This is a genomic window from Variovorax sp. 05N34 (assembly GCF_056397405.1).
In genome coordinates this window covers 171,406-186,702 of the sequence record NZ_JBFTNI010000001.1, presented here as the reverse complement: position 1 = coordinate 186,702, position 15,297 = coordinate 171,406, and the positions used below count along the sequence as shown (strand labels likewise).

The 15,297-nt window shown below is 63.9% G+C and carries 16 protein-coding genes; 4 read left to right on the top strand and 12 right to left on the bottom strand.

Translation table 11 applies throughout. The annotated features are described in order from the left end of the window. Positions 1-3: 3 nt before the first annotated feature. From AC1DMA_RS00975 to tolB, 4 genes are read right to left on the bottom strand one after another with little or no spacing between them, the layout of a single operon-like run. Entirely contained in the window at positions 4-807 is an 804-nt protein-coding gene (locus tag AC1DMA_RS00975; RefSeq protein ID WP_478123330.1) for a tRNA threonylcarbamoyladenosine dehydratase, read from the bottom strand. Positions 808-821: 14 nt separating this feature from the next. Beyond that, a complete protein-coding gene (ybgF, locus tag AC1DMA_RS00970) occupies positions 822-1,559 on the bottom strand; it encodes a tol-pal system protein YbgF (protein ID WP_478123331.1) in 738 nt (245 codons plus the stop codon). 2 nt (positions 1,560-1,561) lie between these two features. After that, positions 1,562-2,074 carry a peptidoglycan-associated lipoprotein Pal gene (pal, locus tag AC1DMA_RS00965; protein WP_478123332.1) on the bottom strand — a complete coding sequence of 171 codons (513 nt, stop codon included), beginning with the start codon at positions 2,072-2,074 and terminating at the stop codon, positions 1,562-1,564. Positions 2,075-2,093: 19 nt separating this feature from the next. Next, positions 2,094-3,320, bottom strand: coding sequence for a Tol-Pal system beta propeller repeat protein TolB (gene tolB, locus AC1DMA_RS00960; RefSeq protein WP_478123962.1), 1,227 nt, complete (start codon positions 3,318-3,320; stop codon positions 2,094-2,096). A gap of 276 nt (positions 3,321-3,596) precedes the next feature. Here tolB and msbA point away from each other — a divergent pair, with 276 nt between their 5' ends. Then, complete coding sequence (gene msbA, locus AC1DMA_RS00955; protein WP_478123963.1) at positions 3,597-5,339, top strand: lipid A export permease/ATP-binding protein MsbA; 1,743 nt, start codon at positions 3,597-3,599, stop codon at positions 5,337-5,339. Between the two features lie 118 nt (positions 5,340-5,457). Here the strand turns inward: msbA and rng are convergent, their stop codons facing one another. Genes rng through AC1DMA_RS00915 form a run of 8 tightly spaced genes read right to left on the bottom strand, consistent with a single transcriptional unit; the run spans position 5,458 to position 12,338 of the window. Further along, positions 5,458-6,984 (bottom strand): ribonuclease G, encoded by a 1,527-nt coding sequence (gene rng / locus AC1DMA_RS00950; RefSeq protein WP_478123333.1) that lies wholly within the window; start codon positions 6,982-6,984, stop codon positions 5,458-5,460. Positions 6,985-6,997: 13 nt separating this feature from the next. After that, on the bottom strand, positions 6,998-7,603 hold the full coding sequence (locus AC1DMA_RS00945) for a Maf family protein (protein WP_478123334.1): 606 nt from the start codon (positions 7,601-7,603) through the stop codon (positions 6,998-7,000). Positions 7,604-7,613: 10 nt separating this feature from the next. Beyond that, positions 7,614-8,081 carry a 23S rRNA (pseudouridine(1915)-N(3))-methyltransferase RlmH gene (gene rlmH, locus AC1DMA_RS00940; RefSeq protein ID WP_478123335.1) on the bottom strand — a complete coding sequence of 156 codons (468 nt, stop codon included), beginning with the start codon at positions 8,079-8,081 and terminating at the stop codon, positions 7,614-7,616. After that, positions 8,078-8,755, bottom strand: coding sequence for a ribosome silencing factor (rsfS, locus tag AC1DMA_RS00935; protein WP_478123336.1), 678 nt, complete (start codon positions 8,753-8,755; stop codon positions 8,078-8,080). The genes rlmH and rsfS overlap by 4 nt, the downstream gene beginning before the upstream one ends. Beyond that, entirely contained in the window at positions 8,755-9,375 is a 621-nt protein-coding gene (gene nadD / locus AC1DMA_RS00930; RefSeq protein WP_478142955.1) for a nicotinate-nucleotide adenylyltransferase, read from the bottom strand. The genes rsfS and nadD overlap by 1 nt, the downstream gene beginning before the upstream one ends. Beyond that, a complete protein-coding gene (hemF, locus tag AC1DMA_RS00925) occupies positions 9,366-10,292 on the bottom strand; it encodes an oxygen-dependent coproporphyrinogen oxidase (RefSeq protein ID WP_478142954.1) in 927 nt (308 codons plus the stop codon). Before hemF ends, nadD begins: the two co-directional genes overlap by 10 nt. Beyond that, positions 10,292-11,587: a phosphoribosylamine--glycine ligase gene (gene purD / locus AC1DMA_RS00920; RefSeq protein WP_478142953.1), complete on the bottom strand. Its 1,296-nt coding sequence runs from the start codon at positions 11,585-11,587 to the stop codon at positions 10,292-10,294. Before purD ends, hemF begins: the two co-directional genes overlap by 1 nt. A gap of 25 nt (positions 11,588-11,612) precedes the next feature. Beyond that, the gene (locus AC1DMA_RS00915) at positions 11,613-12,338 is read right to left on the bottom strand and encodes a YebC/PmpR family DNA-binding transcriptional regulator (protein WP_478123340.1); all 726 of its coding nucleotides are present in this window, start codon (positions 12,336-12,338) and stop codon (positions 11,613-11,615) included. A 225-nt stretch (positions 12,339-12,563) separates the two neighbouring features. On the opposite strand from AC1DMA_RS00915, the gene AC1DMA_RS00910 reads away from it, so the two are divergent. From AC1DMA_RS00910 to AC1DMA_RS00900, 3 genes are read left to right on the top strand one after another with little or no spacing between them, the layout of a single operon-like run. Further along, positions 12,564-13,595, top strand: coding sequence for a chorismate transformation FkbO/Hyg5 family protein (locus tag AC1DMA_RS00910; RefSeq protein ID WP_478123341.1), 1,032 nt, complete (start codon positions 12,564-12,566; stop codon positions 13,593-13,595). A gap of 15 nt (positions 13,596-13,610) precedes the next feature. Then, positions 13,611-14,414 (top strand): lysophospholipid acyltransferase family protein, encoded by an 804-nt coding sequence (locus AC1DMA_RS00905; RefSeq protein ID WP_478123342.1) that lies wholly within the window; start codon positions 13,611-13,613, stop codon positions 14,412-14,414. Beyond that, positions 14,381-15,157, top strand: coding sequence for a glycosyltransferase family 2 protein (locus AC1DMA_RS00900; protein WP_478123343.1), 777 nt, complete (start codon positions 14,381-14,383; stop codon positions 15,155-15,157). The genes AC1DMA_RS00905 and AC1DMA_RS00900 overlap by 34 nt, the downstream gene beginning before the upstream one ends. The last annotated feature ends 140 nt before the right edge of the window (positions 15,158-15,297 follow it).

Genomic DNA, 15,297 nt, shown 5'->3' with positions numbered 1-15,297 from the left:
AAATTATAGCGTGCCATTCCTGGCGATTCGGTCCAAAACCCAGCCTGCCGCACATTGGCCGAAGGTGGCAGTGACGCTCACTACCGAACCATAGCCGTGGCAGTTGAGCGTGCCATCGCCCTCCATCGCGCACGAAGCATCAGGCGGCGCCACGCTCTCCCGGCTGAAGACACAGTTCACGCCGATCTTCCGGCCTTCGCGTGGAGCACCGTGCTCCTTGCGAAGTCGCTGGCGCAGCTGCGCGAGCAGAGGATCGTGAGTCACCAAAGCGAGGTCATCGATGTCGACCTTGTGCGCGAGTCGCTTGCCGCCGGCCGCGCCGACGGTGATGAAATCTACCCCCGTTTCGCGCGCCCATGCGGCCATGACCAACTTGGCGCGCACCTGGTCGCAAGCATCGATGACCGCGGTGGGCGATCCATTTGCGTCCTGCGCCATTGAAAGCAGCGAAAGCCAGTTGCCGGGCTCGACGAATTCATCGATAGCGGAGACCTGGCAAGACGGGTTGACCTGTGCAATGCGTTCGCGCATGGCCTCGACCTTGGCCTGTCCCACCGTGGCTTCCAGCGCGTGAATCTGGCGGTTGATGTTGGACTCGGCAATGTGATCGAGATCGATCAACGTCAGCCGCCCCACTCCACTGCGAGCGAGCGCCTCGACGGCCCACGAGCCGACGCCGCCGATGCCGACGACCAGCACATGCGACGACCGAATCGCTGTAGCACCCGCAACCCCGTACAGCCGCTCCAGGCCACCGAATCGGCGGGCCAGATCGGCGTCGTCCGAGATGACGACAGGAGAAGGCATGGCGCTCAGCAAGATCAGCGCAGGCGCGAAAGGCGCTCGCGACCGGCCTGTGCGGCTTCGGACTGCGGATAGGCCTTGGTCAGGTCTTCCAGCGTCTTGCGTGCCGCCCGCGTGTCTTTCAGTTCGATTTGGCAGTTCGCGATCGACAACACGGCTTCAGGGGCCTTGGCGTGGTCAGGCGCGAGCGAAAGCATCGACCTGAAATTGGCAATCGCCTCGTTGTAGTTTCGGGTTGCATACTGCGCATTGCCGAGCCAGAACAAGGCGGAGGCGTTGTAGCCGCTTTGCGGATAGCGTTTGACGAAATCCGCGAACGCGGTTTGCGCCTGAGCAAACTGGCCCGCCCTGAAGATGCCCAATGCCGCATCGAAGTCGGCCTTTTCCTTGGGGTCGGCGTTGAACTCGCGTCCATCGATCGACACCTTCGAGGGCTCGTTCTTCTTCAGCTGGTTGTCGACTTCAGTCTGCCGCTGCTGCATCTCGGTGAGAGTGCGCGTCAGCTGTTCGTTCTGCCCGGTCATGCGTGCGATGTCGCCGCGCATCTGTTCAATCTGGTTTTGCAAATCGAGCAGGCTGCGCCGCAGCTGCGCGTTCTCGTCGGCGCTCTGGGTGCGCATCGTCTCGACGCGCTGGCGCAGATCGAGAATGGCGCGGCGTGCCTCGTCGTCCTCGAAGAGGGCGGCCTGTGCGCCTAACGAGGCGCACAACAAGACAACAGCGAGGGCCGCCCCTCGCAAGGAAACACGGGGCATGATCAACGATAAGTGATTTCGGCGCGGCGATTTTGCGCCCACACGTCCTCACCCGTACCTTGCGCCGCAGGCTTTTCCTTGCCAAAGCTCACGGCTTCGATCTGGCTGTCGTTGACGCCGAGCAAGGTCAGCGAACGGCGAACCGCCTCCGAACGCTTCTGTCCCAGCGCCAAGTTGTATTCGCGGCCGCCGCGCTCGTCGGTGTGGCCTTCGATCGAGATGTGACGCTGCGGATTCGCCTTCAGGAAGCGAGCGTGTCCGTCGATCAGCGACTGGAATTCAGGCTTGACGGTATAGCTGTCGAAGTCGAAATAGATGATTCGCGCGACACCGACGGGGCCCTGCGCAGTTTGTGCATTCGGGTCGATGGTGACCGGTGCAACACCGCTGGCAGCGCCGCCCGAGCCCTGGCCCGCGCCACGATCGACCACTGGCGTGTCGTTGAGTTTGGTGCCCGACGAGCAGCCGGCGATCAGAGCCACGATGGCCAACGAATAAATCGTACGTTTCAACATTTCGAACTCCTCAAGTTAATCATTGCTTTTGAAACGGACCCCAGTCCGGTTCGCGGATGTCTCCCGCCTGTCCCGCCAGGCGTGCTTTTATCTTTCCGTCCAGCGTGGTCGTCATCAACGCCTCGCGGCCTTGAAGCTTGGTCGCGTAGACGATCAACTTACTGTTGGGGGCAAAGCTCGGACGCTCGTCGGCGGTGGTGTCGGTGATGGCCTGCGCGTTGCCGGTCGCCAACTCCATGACATGGAGTTTGAAGCCACCATTGACGCGCGAGATGTAGGCCAACCACCGGCCGTCGCCGCTGATCGCCGGAGAGATGTTGTAGGTACCGTTGAAGGTGACCCGGGTCGGGTTGCCTCCGCCAGCACCCATCTTGTAGATCTGCGGTGCACCGCCGCGATCGCTCACGAAATAGATCGAACTGCCGTCGGGCGAGTACACGGGCTCGGTGTCGATGCTGTTGCTCTGCGTGAGCCGGCGCGGCTCGCCGCCGCTCGAAGAGATGGTGTAGAGCTGTGATCCGCCGTCGCGGCTCAGCGTGACCGCGAGCGTGTTGCCGTCCGGCGCCCAAGCCGGTGCGCTGTTGGAGCCGCGGAAGTTGGCGACCAGCCGGCGCTGCCCACTTGCGACGTTGTGTACGTAGACCACCGGCTTGCGCGACTCGAAGGACACGTACGCGAGCTGCGTTCCGTTGGATGACCAGCGCGGCGAAATGATGGGTTCGGGGCTTGCCAGCGCGGCCTGTGCGTTTTCGCCATCCGCATCGGCGACCCAAAGGCTGTAGCGGTTGCCGCCCTTGGTGACGTAGGCGATGCGCGTCGAGAAGATGCCTTTTTCGCCGGTCAGCTTTTCGTAGACATAGTCTGCGATCCGATGCGACGCCAGCCGAAGGTCGCCTTGCGGCACGGTGAAGCTCTGCCCGCCGAGGTCCTGTCCACGAACAACATCCCAGAGGCGGAAGCGGACGTCGTAGCGCCCATCGGCAAGCCGAGTCACGCTGCCGACGACCAGTGAATCGGCGGTGCGCTGGCGCCAAAGGCTGAGGTCGGGACGGGAGGTTTCGTCGAGCGCTTGCCCGGACGCATCGACGCCGCGGAATTGCCCGCTGCGCTCGAGGTCGGCCTGAACGATCGTGGAAATCTTCTGCGGCGACGCGTCTTCACCCTTGAAAGGGGCAAGCGCGATCGGAAGCTGCGTCAACCCGACCCCCGAGACTTCGACCCGAAACTGGGCGAGCGCGGGGACCATCGGGGAGGCAGCGAGAGCCGCAATCAAGGCGCGGCGAGCGAGGAACGATGAAGAAGGGGTTGGGGGAAAGTCTTGCAACTGCTTTTTCATGCGGTTCGGAGAGGTTTCCGAGGAATAAGTTCGCGCCTCGGACTTGACGAGGCCACATGGTACACATTGCGATGCACGTAGCGTCACAAAACGTGTATGACCCGGCGCGGTCCTACAGGAATGACGATCGTAGAATCCGCCGCCATGCAGCCCTCCCCCGCCGCCGAAGTCGCGCGCCCCCCCTTGATGCGCCGACTCGCGCGACTGATGGCCTGGTTCGGCGGCTCGCGCCGCTGGTGGGCTCTCGGATTCTTTACCGCACTCATTGCCGCGCTCACCGAGCCACTGATGCCCGCGTTGGTCAAGCCTTTGCTCGACCGTGGATTCACGCGCGGCCAGCTGGCGCTCTGGATCGTTCCGGTATGCATGATCCTTCTTTTCGCGGTCCGTGGACTGGCGCAATTCATTTCCCAATACGCCCTCGCGCGCATCGCGAACGAAGGCATGCAACGGCTTCGGCGCATGCTTTTCGAAAAGCTGCTCGCCGCCGAGCTCGCCCTCTTCTCGCGGCAATCCGCCAGCACGTTGTCGAACACCGTCGTGTATGAAGTCCAGACGGGCGGAATGCTGCTGGTGCAGGCCCTGCTCGGCCTGTCGCGCGACGGCCTGACGCTGATCGCGCTGCTGTGCTACCTGCTCTACCTGAACTGGAAACTGACGCTGATCGTCGGCGTCTTGGTACCCGGCGTGGGCTGGATCATGAAGGTGCTCTCCAAGCGCCTCTATCACCTGACGCGGCTTGGTCAGATCGCGACGGACGAGCTTGCATACGTGGTCGAGGAAAACGTGCTCGCGCATCGCGTCGTACGCCTGCACAACGCCCAGGAAAGCCAGACGAATCGCTTCGAGCGCCTGAGCCACAGCCTCAACCGGCTGGCCGTGAAGTCGACTATTGCATCGGCCGCCATGACGCCGCTGACGCAACTGCTCGCCGCCGTTGCGCTGTCGGTCGTGGTGGTGATCGCTCTGTGGCAGAGCAACGAACAGGGCCTGACCGTCGGCGGCTTTGTCGCCTACATCGCCGCCATGCTGATGCTGATTGCTCCCATCAGGCGGCTTGCGGACATGGCCAATCCCATCACGCGCGGACTCGCGGCGCTCGAACGTGGGCTCGAGCTGGTGGACACCGTAGGCGCCGAGCCGCAAGGCGGATTTGAAGTGCAACGCGCGAAAGGCCGGATCGAACTGCGACAAGCGCGCGTCACGTATCGCGGGGACGACGAATCGAGGGCGCTCGACGATGTCGATCTCGTCATTGAACCCGGCGAGGTCGTGGCCTTCGTCGGTCCATCGGGTTCGGGCAAGACGACACTGGTCAATCTGTTGCCGCGCTTTGTGCTGCCCAGCGGCGGCCGTGTGCTTCTCGATGGACATGACCTTGCCGAATGGCAGCTCAAGAGCCTGCGAGCGCAGTTTGCAATGGTGAGCCAGGATGTGGTCATGCTGAACGACAGCCTTGCGGCCAACGTCGCGCTCGGCGCCCAGATAGACCCCGAGCGCATCCGCGCATGTGTGGCCGCGGCCAACCTCACGGTGCACGTCGATAGCCTGCCCAATGGCATCGACACCGTGCTCGGGCACAACGCCACCCAATTGTCCGGCGGCCAACGCCAGCGACTCGCCATCGCTCGCGCGCTCTACAAGGATGCCCCGATACTGCTTCTGGACGAAGCCACGTCGGCATTGGACACAGAGTCCGAGCGATCGGTCCAGGAGGCACTTCAGCGCCTCATGCAAGGCCGGACCACCCTCATCGTGGCCCACCGTTTGTCCACCATCCAGCATGCCGATCGCATTGTCGTGATGGACCACGGCCGCATTGCAGAGCAAGGCACGCACGCGCAACTGATGGCGCTCGACGGCCTCTACGCGCGCCTGCAAAACCTCGCAGTCCGAGGCGCCCAACCCGGCCAAGATCCGAGGATTTGAGCTCGCCCCCAGGCTTGCTCACTTCGTGTAGCCGCCCACCCCCTACCGGGGGCAACACCGGCGGCCTGGCGAAGCCAGTTCCGCGGTGTTTCTGGATTGGGCCCGTGGTGACCGGTGGTCAGAGCAAGACGATGTCGTACTGGCCTTGGCCCATCTGGGGTTCGGCCTGCAGCGAGATCGGCTTGCCGATGAAATCGCTCAGCCCGGCAAGGTGCTGGCTTTCCTCGTCGAGGAACAGTTCGATCACCTGCGGCGAAGAGACGATGCGGAATTCGCGCGGCGTGAACTGGCGTGCTTCGCGCAGGATCTCGCGCAACACGTCGTAAGCCACGCTGCGCGGCGTCTTCACGATGCCTTGGCCGCCACAGGCGATGCATGGCTCGCACAGCATGTGCGCCAGCGACTCGCGCGTACGCTTGCGCGTCATCTCGACCAGCCCCAACTGGGAGAAGCCGCCCGCCGTGGTCTTCACCCTGTCCCGAGCCAACTGCTTGCGGAATTCAGCCAGCACTTGTTCACGATGATCATCGCGCGCCATGTCGATGAAGTCGACGATGATGATTCCACCCAGGTTGCGCAGACGAAGCTGCCTGGCAATGGCCTGCGCAGCTTCGAGATTGGTCTTGAAGATGGTGTCGTCGAAATTGCGCGCGCCGACAAAGCCGCCGGTGTTCACGTCGACGGTGGTCAGCGCTTCGGTCTGGTCGACCACCAGGTACCCGCCGGACTTGAGATCGACGCGCCGGCCCAATGCCTTGGCGATTTCCTCGTCGATCGAATAGAGATCGAAGATCGGGCGCTCGCCCTTGTAGAGCTGCAGCTTGCCCGCCGCCTGCGGCATGAATTCCAGGCCGAACTTGAGCAGCGCGTCGAACTGCTCGCGCGAATCGATGCGGATCGTCTGCGTGTCTTCGCTGGTCATGTCGCGCAGTACGCGCTGCAGCAGGCTCAGGTCCTGGTGCAACAGCGACATAGGTGGCATGCGCACCGACAGTTCCCGGATCCTGGACCAGGTCTTGCGCAGGTAGGCGATGTCTTCCGCAAGCTCGGCGTCGCTCGAATCCTCGCCGTTAGTGCGCAGGATGAAGCCGCCGGTGTTTGCCGGCACGACCCCGCCTCCGTCGACCGCAGCTGCCGCCTCGATCAACACTTGCATCCGGCTGCGCAAGGCGTCCCGAAGATCGGCCGGGATCTTCTGGGAAACACCGACGTGATTGTCCTGAGGCAAGAAAACCAGCAGCCGGCCTGCGATGCTGATCTGGGTGGACAGCCGCGCGCCCTTTGTACCGATCGGATCCTTGATCACCTGTACGAGCAGCGATTGCCCCTCGAACACCTGCTTCTCGATCGGAACCATTGCCGCGGGGTTGCGATGATCGCGCTCCGGCGACGGCGTGCTCGGACGCGATCCGGGCGTGAACGGCGCGAGGATGTCCGCAACATGCAGGAAAGCGGTGCGGTCCAACCCGATGTCGATGAATGCGGACTGCATGCCTGGGAGCACCCGCGACACCTTGCCAAGATAGATATTGCCGACGAGCCCTCGCTCCAGCGTTCGTTCGAGGTGGAGTTCCTGGACCGCGCCGTGCTCGACCACTGCGACTCGCGTCTCTTGCGGGGACCAATTGATCAGGATGTCTTGCATCTGTTGTCCAGGTCTAAAGCGTGAAGCCGACCGTGCGGAGCAGCCCGGCAGTCTCGAACATCGGGAGGCCCATGATGCCCGAATGCGAGCCGCTGATGTGTTCGATGAATGCGGCCGCCCTTCCCTGTATGGCGTAGGCGCCAGCCTTGCCCATGGGCTCGCCGCTCGCGACGTACGCCACGATTCGCTCCGGTTCGACCGCAGCGAAGCGCACATGAGATACGTTCAGGAGCGCCTGTCTTTCGGCGCCATGCTGGAGGGCGATGGCGGTCATGACACGGTGGGTGCGGCCGGACAGCATGGCGAGCATGCGCTCAGCGTCTCGTTCGTCATCGGGCTTGCCAAGGATCGTTGATCCAAGCGCGACCGTGGTGTCCGCGCACAGGATCGGCGCGGCAGGCAGTGCCAGCCGCTGATGCCGCCGCACTGCCGCATCAAGCTTCAGGCCCGTGACGCGCTGGACGTAAGCCGTCGGCGATTCGCCGGGGCGGACGGCCTCGAGCGCTTCCGCATCCTCTTCGGGACCGGCCAGCAGCAATTCATGCCGCACGCCCAATTGACCGAGCAATTGCGCTCGTCGCGGGCTCTGAGAAGCGAGGTAGATAAAACCTGGGTTCATGCCGGGCGGCTCATTCGCGGTGGTATGGATGACCCGCGTTGACCGACCAGGCGCGATAGAGCTGCTCGACCAGCAGCACCCTCGCCATGGCGTGCGGGAGCGTGAGGTCGGAAAGCCGGATCCGCTCGTGCGCGGCGGCCTTGAAAGCCGGGTCCAGGCCGTCAGGGCCGCCGATGACCAACGCGACGTCGTCGCCCTCGCCCTGCCAGGCCTGGAGCCGGGCGGCAAGTGCCTTGGTGGTGAGGGACGTCCCGCGCTCGTCCAGGGCCACGATACGCATCCCTTTGGAAATGGCCGCCTCGATGCGCTCGCGTTCGGCGGCATAGAGCGTTTCGAGCGTCTTCGAGCCGCGCGGCTCGGTCTTGACAGCCCTCAGTTCGAGCTTGAGTTCAGGCGGGAATCGCTTGGCGTAGTCATCCCAGGCGGTCTGTGCCCAGTCGGGCATGCGTTGCCCGACTGCGACCACCAGCAGCTTCATGACCTCGCGGCAGTGGTCTTGCGCGCAACCTTCTTGGCTGCCGGTGCCGTCTTTCTGGTGACAGTCTTGGCGCTGGTCTTTGCAGCGGCCTTCTTGGCCGGCGCCTTGTTCACGACCACTGTCTTGACGGGCGCCTTCGAAGCCGGCTTCTTCGCCGCAACCTTCTTGGCCGCGGGCTTTTTCTGCTTGGCAGCTTGTTCGGCAGCCCGGATCGCCGTCTTGGCTGCGCTCGAACGGCGCAAAGAAGTGTTCTTCGCGGCCGGCGCCTTTTCGTCTTCGGAAGCCCTGACCACGATGGGCTTGGTTGCGCCCAGCTTGGCACGCACCGGCTTGTCGCCCCAGATTTCCTCGAGGTGGTAGTACTGTCGAATGGCCGGCTGCATGATGTGCGCAACGGCGGAGCCGCAATCCACGATGATCCACTCGCCATTGGCCTCGCCTTCGACGCGGGGCTTGTTGAAGCCCGCCTCGCGCACGGCATCGAGCACGCTCGCGGCCAATGCCTTGGTCTGGCGATTGGAGGTTCCGGAAGCGACGATCACGCGCTCGAAGAGCGGCGACAGATGCTCAGTGTCGAAAACCTGGATGTCCTGCGCCTTGACGTCCTCGAGTCCATCGATGATGGCTCTCTGGAGTTTCTGGGTGTCTTTTTTGGCGGCGGCTTCAGTTCTCATCAGGCGGATCGGTAGAGATGGTGTTGTTCAATATAGCGTGCAACCGCCGGCGGAACCAGTTCGTTGAGGTCCTCGCCACGCGCGGCGCGCGACCGGATGTCGGTCGCGCTGATGTCCATTGGCGGGAGTTGGAGCTTTTCGAATCGCGCGCCGGCTGGAAGGGATGGCAGGTTCGAAGGGTCGAATTCGCCGGAAGAGCCCGTGGGTATTGCGCGATATGCTACGGAAATTATAGCGATCGAAAGTATGTCCTCCCAGCCGTGCCAGCGAGGCAGCGACAGGGCCTGGTCGGCGCCCATGATCAGAACGAGTTGCGCAGCTGGATGCTCTTGTTGCAATTCGCGCAACGTGTCGAGCGTGTAGGTCGGTCCGGGGCGGCTGATTTCGCGAGCATCGACCACCGTGTTGGCAATGCCGTCGAAGGCCAGGCGCGACATGGCCAGCCTGTCTTCGGCCGAGCTCAAGGCGCGCGCCTTGTGCCATGCCTGGCCGGTCGGGAAGATGCGAAGCTCGGCCAGCGCAAGCTGCGCAAGCGCCGACTGCACGAGCGCCACATGTGCCTTGTGCGGCGGATCGAAGGCGCCGCCGAAGACGCCGATCCGCGTTTTGATCAAAGCCATTCGCGCCGCACGATGAAGTCGCTGTAGAGCGCCGCCTCCGGGCTTGCGGGCTCGGGTTGTTGCCGATAGGCCCAGCTCGCAAGCGGCGGCATGGACAAAAGAATCGATTCGGTGCGCCCGCCAGACTGCAGGCCAAAGTGTGTGCCCCGGTCCCAGACGAGATTGAACTCCACATAACGGCCGCGGCGGTAAAGCTGGAATTGGCGTTCGCGCTCGCCGTAGGCAGTGTCTCGTCGCCGCTCGACGATCGGCATGTACGCCGGCAGGAAGGCATTCCCCACCGAGCGCAGCATCGCGAAGCTTTCCGTGAAACCCAATTCGGAAAAATCGTCGAAAAAGATTCCGCCAATGCCTCGCTGCTCGTTGCGATGCTTGAGAAAGAAATACTCATCGCACCAGGTCTTGAAGCGCGGGTATTTGTCGTCGCCAAAAGGCGCGAGCGCATCGCGGCAGGTTCGATGAAAGTGAACGGCATCGTCCTCGAAGCCGTAATACGGCGTCAGGTCCATGCCGCCGCCGAACCAGCAGACCGGCGACGCATCGACCGGAAGCGCAGCCAGCATCCGGACATTCATGTGAACCGTCGGCACATACGGATTGCGCGGGTGAAACACCAGCGACACGCCCATGGCCTCGAACGGCGCGCCGGCAAGCTCGGGCCGGTGCTGCGTCGCCGAGGGCGGCAACTTCGGGCCGCGCACCTCGGAAAAGCCGCAACCTGCGCGCTCGAACAACTCGCCGCCTTCGAGGATGCAGGTCAACCCACTCCCCTGCAACACTTCGCCCGGGTCCTTGCGCCACTCGTCGCGAACGCAACTGCCGCCGTCCGCAGCCTCGACAGCCGCGATGATGTCGTGCTGCAGGCCGCGAAGGTAGTCGCCGACGTCCGCCGGCTGGGCGTCTGTCGAGCTTTGCATCAAGACTGCGAACCGCGCGCGTGCACGGCGCGGTGCCCGATGTCCTTGCGGTACTGCACGCCGTCGAACTGGACGCGCGCCGCGACGGCATAGGCGCGCTGCTGCGCCTGCTTGACACTGTCGGCCAGCACGGTCACGCAAAGCACGCGGCCGCCGCTGGTGACGAGTTCGCCGCCTTCGAGCGCGGTGCCGGCGTGGAACACCACGGCATCGGGCGCTTCCGGCGGGATGCCGCCGATGCGATCGCCTTTTCGCGGCGAAAGCGGATATCCGTGCGCCGCCAGGACAACGCCGAGCGCGACGCGGCGGTCCCATTCGAGTTCGACCTGGTCGAGCGTGCCGTCGGTCGCATGCCAGAAGACCTCGAAGAGATCGGACTTGAGCCGCAGCATGATCGGCTGCGTCTCCGGATCGCCCATCCGGCAATTGAATTCGAGCGTCTTCGGGTGCCCTGCCGCATCGATCATGAGGCCGGCGTAGAGGAAACCGGTATAGGGAATGCCGTCCTTTTCCATGCCGCGAATCGTCGGCAGGATGATCTCTCGCATGGCGCGCGCATGTACCTCCGCGGTCACCACCGGCGCGGGCGAATAGGCGCCCATGCCGCCGGTGTTCGGACCTTCGTCGCCGTCGAGCAGGCGTTTGTGGTCCTGGCTGGTCGCCAGTGCCGTCACGTTCTTGCCGTCGCACAGTACGATGAAACTGGCTTCTTCGCCCTGCAGGAATTCTTCGATGACGACCCGCGCGCCGCCTTCGTTGTGGGACACGCCGAACTTGTTGTCCAGCAGCATGAAGTCGATGGCTTCGTGCGCTTCGGCGAGCGTGGTTGCCACGACCACACCCTTGCCGGCGGCCAGGCCGTCCGCCTTGATCACGATCGGTGCACCCTTGGCATCGACATAGGCGTGTGCCGCCGCAGCATCGGTGAAGGCCTCGTACTCGGCGGTCGGGATGCCGTGACGCTTCATGAACGACTTGGAGAAAGCCTTGGAGCTTTCCAGCTGCGCCGCGGCCTTGGTGGGTCCGAAGATGCGCATTCCGTGTGCGCGAAACTCGTCGACGACACCGGCCGCCAGCGGCGCCTCGGGCCCGACGACCGTCAAGGAAATCTTTTCCTGCTGTGCCCATGCGCGCAGCGCTGCGGGCTCCGAGATGTCGACGCATTCGTAGCGTCCGTCCGTACGCGTGCCGCCGTTGCCGGGCGCGACGTAAATCTTGCTCACGCGCAGCGATTGCGCCAGCCGCCATGCCAAAGCATGCTCGCGGCCGCCTCCCCCAATCACCAGTACCTTCATTCGCGGGCCTTCGTTGGCGCGTCCGTCATTCGGACATCGCTGCGTTGTGATAGACATCCTGCACGTCGTCGAGATCTTCGAGAACGTCGAGCAGCCTCTGCATCTTCGCGGCGTCCTCGCCCGCGAGCTCGATGGTGTTTTCGGCACGCATCGTCACCTCTGCCACTTCAGGCTTGAGGCCGGCGGCTTCGAGCGCGTTTTTCACGGCCTCGAAATCGGCGGCTGCCGTGAGCACTTCGATGGCGCCGTCGTCGTCGGTGATCACGTCCTCGGCGCCTGCCTCGAGCGCCACTTCCATCACCTTGTCTTCGTCGGTGCCCGGCGCGAACACGAACTGTCCGCAGTGCTTGAACTGGAATGCCACCGAGCCTTCGGTGCCCATGTTGCCGCCGTGCTTCGAAAAGGCATGGCGCACTTCGGCGACCGTGCGAACGCGGTTGTCCGTCATGGTGTCGACGATGATGGCCGCGCCGCCGATGCCGTAGCCCTCGTAGCGGATTTCCTCGTAGTTGACGCCTTCCAGATTGCCGGTGGCCTTGTCGATGTTGCGCTTGACCGTATCGGCGGGAAGGTTCACCGCCTTGGCCTTTTCAACGGCCAGCCGGAGCCGTGGATTGGCACCGAGGTCGCCGCCCCCCGTGCGCGCGGCCACCATGATTTCGCGGATGGCGCGGGTCCAGAGCTTTCCTCGCTTCTCGTCCTGCCGGCCCTTCCGATGCTGAATATTCGCCCATTTGCTGTGTCCGGCCATGGCTCAATCTCTCGCTATCCTGAGTTTTCAAAAGCAGGCAGTGAGTTTACTGTCCGGCGCGAACCGCGAGCGCCGCAATATGACGGGCGGCGAGCCGACTGCCGGTGCCTTTTTGGGATAATCCTCGCGCTGATGCGCCACATTCGCGTTCCCGGGCATCTCTTCTTTGGACCTCTTCAGCCGCCTCATGAACATTCCAATCACGACACTCATTGTCGAGGCCCAGTGACAGCACGAGTACCACTCGGGGCGCCTCCCCTGCGCGTAGAGCGCCTTTCGTTGCCCGACAGCCTGGCCCTCGCCGACGGCGGGCGTTCGCCATTCGGTGCACTCGGCTATGGAACCCCGGATGGCCTCCCCTGGATGCCGACCGTGAATGCACGCGTGCTGTCGGCGCGCGGCGCCATGGCCGACGTCTGGCATGCCAGCGAACACATCGAATCCGGAACAACGGGCGTCGTGCGATGGCGCAGCGACGGCCATTGGATGCTCGGCGCCATCGACCTTGACGAAACGGTCGAAAAGCAGGGCCTGGCCAAGCTCGCCCAGCGGGCTTATCACGACCTCTTCAAGTCGCTGGAGCAGACGGGCTGCGCTCACCTGCTGCGGGTGTGGAACTATCTCCCGCAAATCAACGGCGACGGCGGCGGTCTCGAGCGTTATCGGCAGTTCAACCTCGGCCGGCAAGAGGCATTCGTCGAAGCCGGTCAGGCCGCGTTCGAAGGCGCGCCGGCCGCCTGTGCGCTGGGCATTCATCAGGGCGCGTTGTGCATTCGATTCCTGGCCGGCCGCACGGCGCCGCTGCCGATCGAGAACCCGCGCCAGGTTTCGGCCTACCGCTATCCGCCGGCCTACGGCCCGCGCGCGCCTACTTTCTCGCGCGCCGCACTGGCCGAGATCGGCGGCGGCAACGTCGCGCTCTTCATTTCCGGCACCGCCAGCATCGTCGGCCACGAGACAGTGCATACCGGCGAAATCGTCGCGCAGACGCAGGAAACACTGCGAAATCTGGAAGCCGTGATCGGCGCCGCCAACGAACGCACGAGCGCCAGGTTCGGTCTTTCGGCACTCGATTGCGTGGTGTACGTGCGCCACGTCGCTGATGCGCCGATCGTGCGGCAGGTGCTCGAACAAGCACTCGGAGCGGACGCACACACGGTCAGCCGTGCCGTCTATCTCGAAGCCGACATCTGCCGCCAGGATCTTCTGGTGGAAATCGAAGCCCATGCCGTTGCCGGCGGCAGCTTGCGCGCCTGAAGAGCGCCTCTTGCGATGAACCGGCCGCTTCCCACAGCCATGGCGCTCTCGGTCCTGCTCGCGTTGCCGCTCTATATCCTGCTCGCGCTGCTGGGGTGCATCTCGCTCGTCTGGAATCTGATCGCGATGTTGCTGTATCCGGTGCTCCCGTTGAAGACGGCGCGCTCCCTGGGCCGGATGGTCATCGCGCGCGCCTACCGCTTCTTCTGGGCCGCCGCTTCGTTCAGCGGCATGATGCGCATCGACTCCAGCTGCCTCGATGCCTTGCGCGACGAACGCGGGCTGATCTTCGTCGCCAATCATCCGACCATGCTCGATGCCTTGCTGCTGGTGGCAAGACTGCCGCGCAGCGCCTGCATCATGAAGGCCGACCTGATGCGCAACATCTTTCTCGGCGCGGGCGCGAGGTTGGCGCGCTACATCCGCAACGACTCGGCCCGAACGATGGTGCGGCTCGCGGTCGAAGACCTCAGGAACGGTGGCCAGTTGGTGATTTTTCCCGAGGGCACGCGGACCGTGACGCAGCCTCTGAACGCCTTCAGGCCCGGCGTGACGCTGATCGCCAAGCTGGCGCAGGCACCGATCCAGACCGTCTTCATCGACACCGATTCGCCCTATCTGGCCAAGGGCTGGCCGCTGTGGCGCGTGCCGCCCTTGCCCATCGTTTTCACGCTGCGATTGGGCCAACGCTTCGCGCCTTCGCACGACAGCGACGCGCTGCTGCAGCAGATCGAACAATATTTCCGCCAATCCATGGAACAGCGCACTCCGCAGGCGCAGCCCGAATGCCAGACGTCTCGCGTACCCACCTTGTCCTGATCCCCAGCTACAACACGGGCGAACGCCTGTTCTCGACGGTCAAAGCGGCACGCGCTCAATGGAACCCCGTGTGGGTGGTGATCGACGGCAGCACCGACGGCACCGGTGAACGGATCCAGCAGATGGCGGCTTCGGATCCAGGGTTGCGCGTGTGGGTGCTGGAGCCAAACCAGGGCAAGGGTGCGGCGGTGCTGCACGGGCTTTGCGCTGCGCAAGCGGCGGGCTTTACGCATGCACTGACGATGGATTCCGATGGGCAGCATCCGGCGGACCTCATCCCGTCATTCATGAAGGCATCGCAGGCGCGTCCCGAGACGATGGTGCTCGGCCGGCCGGTCTTCGATGCCAGTGCCCCACTGCTACGGGTGCGCGGCCGGCGGGTGTCGAACAGTTGGACCCAGCTTGAGACGCTGTTCGCGGGCGTCGGTGATTCGCTTTACGGATTTCGCGTCTATCCGGTGGCGGATCTGATCGCGACGATGACGCGACAACCGTGGATGCGTCGCTTCGACTTCGACACCGAGGCTGTGGTTCGGCTGGCGTGGCGCGGCATCAAGCCCGTCAACATCGATGCGCCGGTGAAGTACCTGAGCGCTGAAGAAGGCGGCGTTTCGCACTTTCACTATGTGCGGGACAACCTGCTACTCACGTGGATGCATGCTCGGCTGATGGTGGAGTTTGTGCTGCGGCTGCCTGGGTTGCTGATTCGCAAGTTGCGGCGAGCTCCGCCGTTTCAGGTGTGAGTTTGGTCAGCGCCACCGGGCTTACGCAGTAGGACATCCGTCGCCAACTAAAGTCAGGGTCAGTTCCACGTCGTGTCGAGCCCGCAACTCTCGTTCGAACTGAATGATTTTCTGCGGCGGCGTAGCCAGGCAAGCCACAA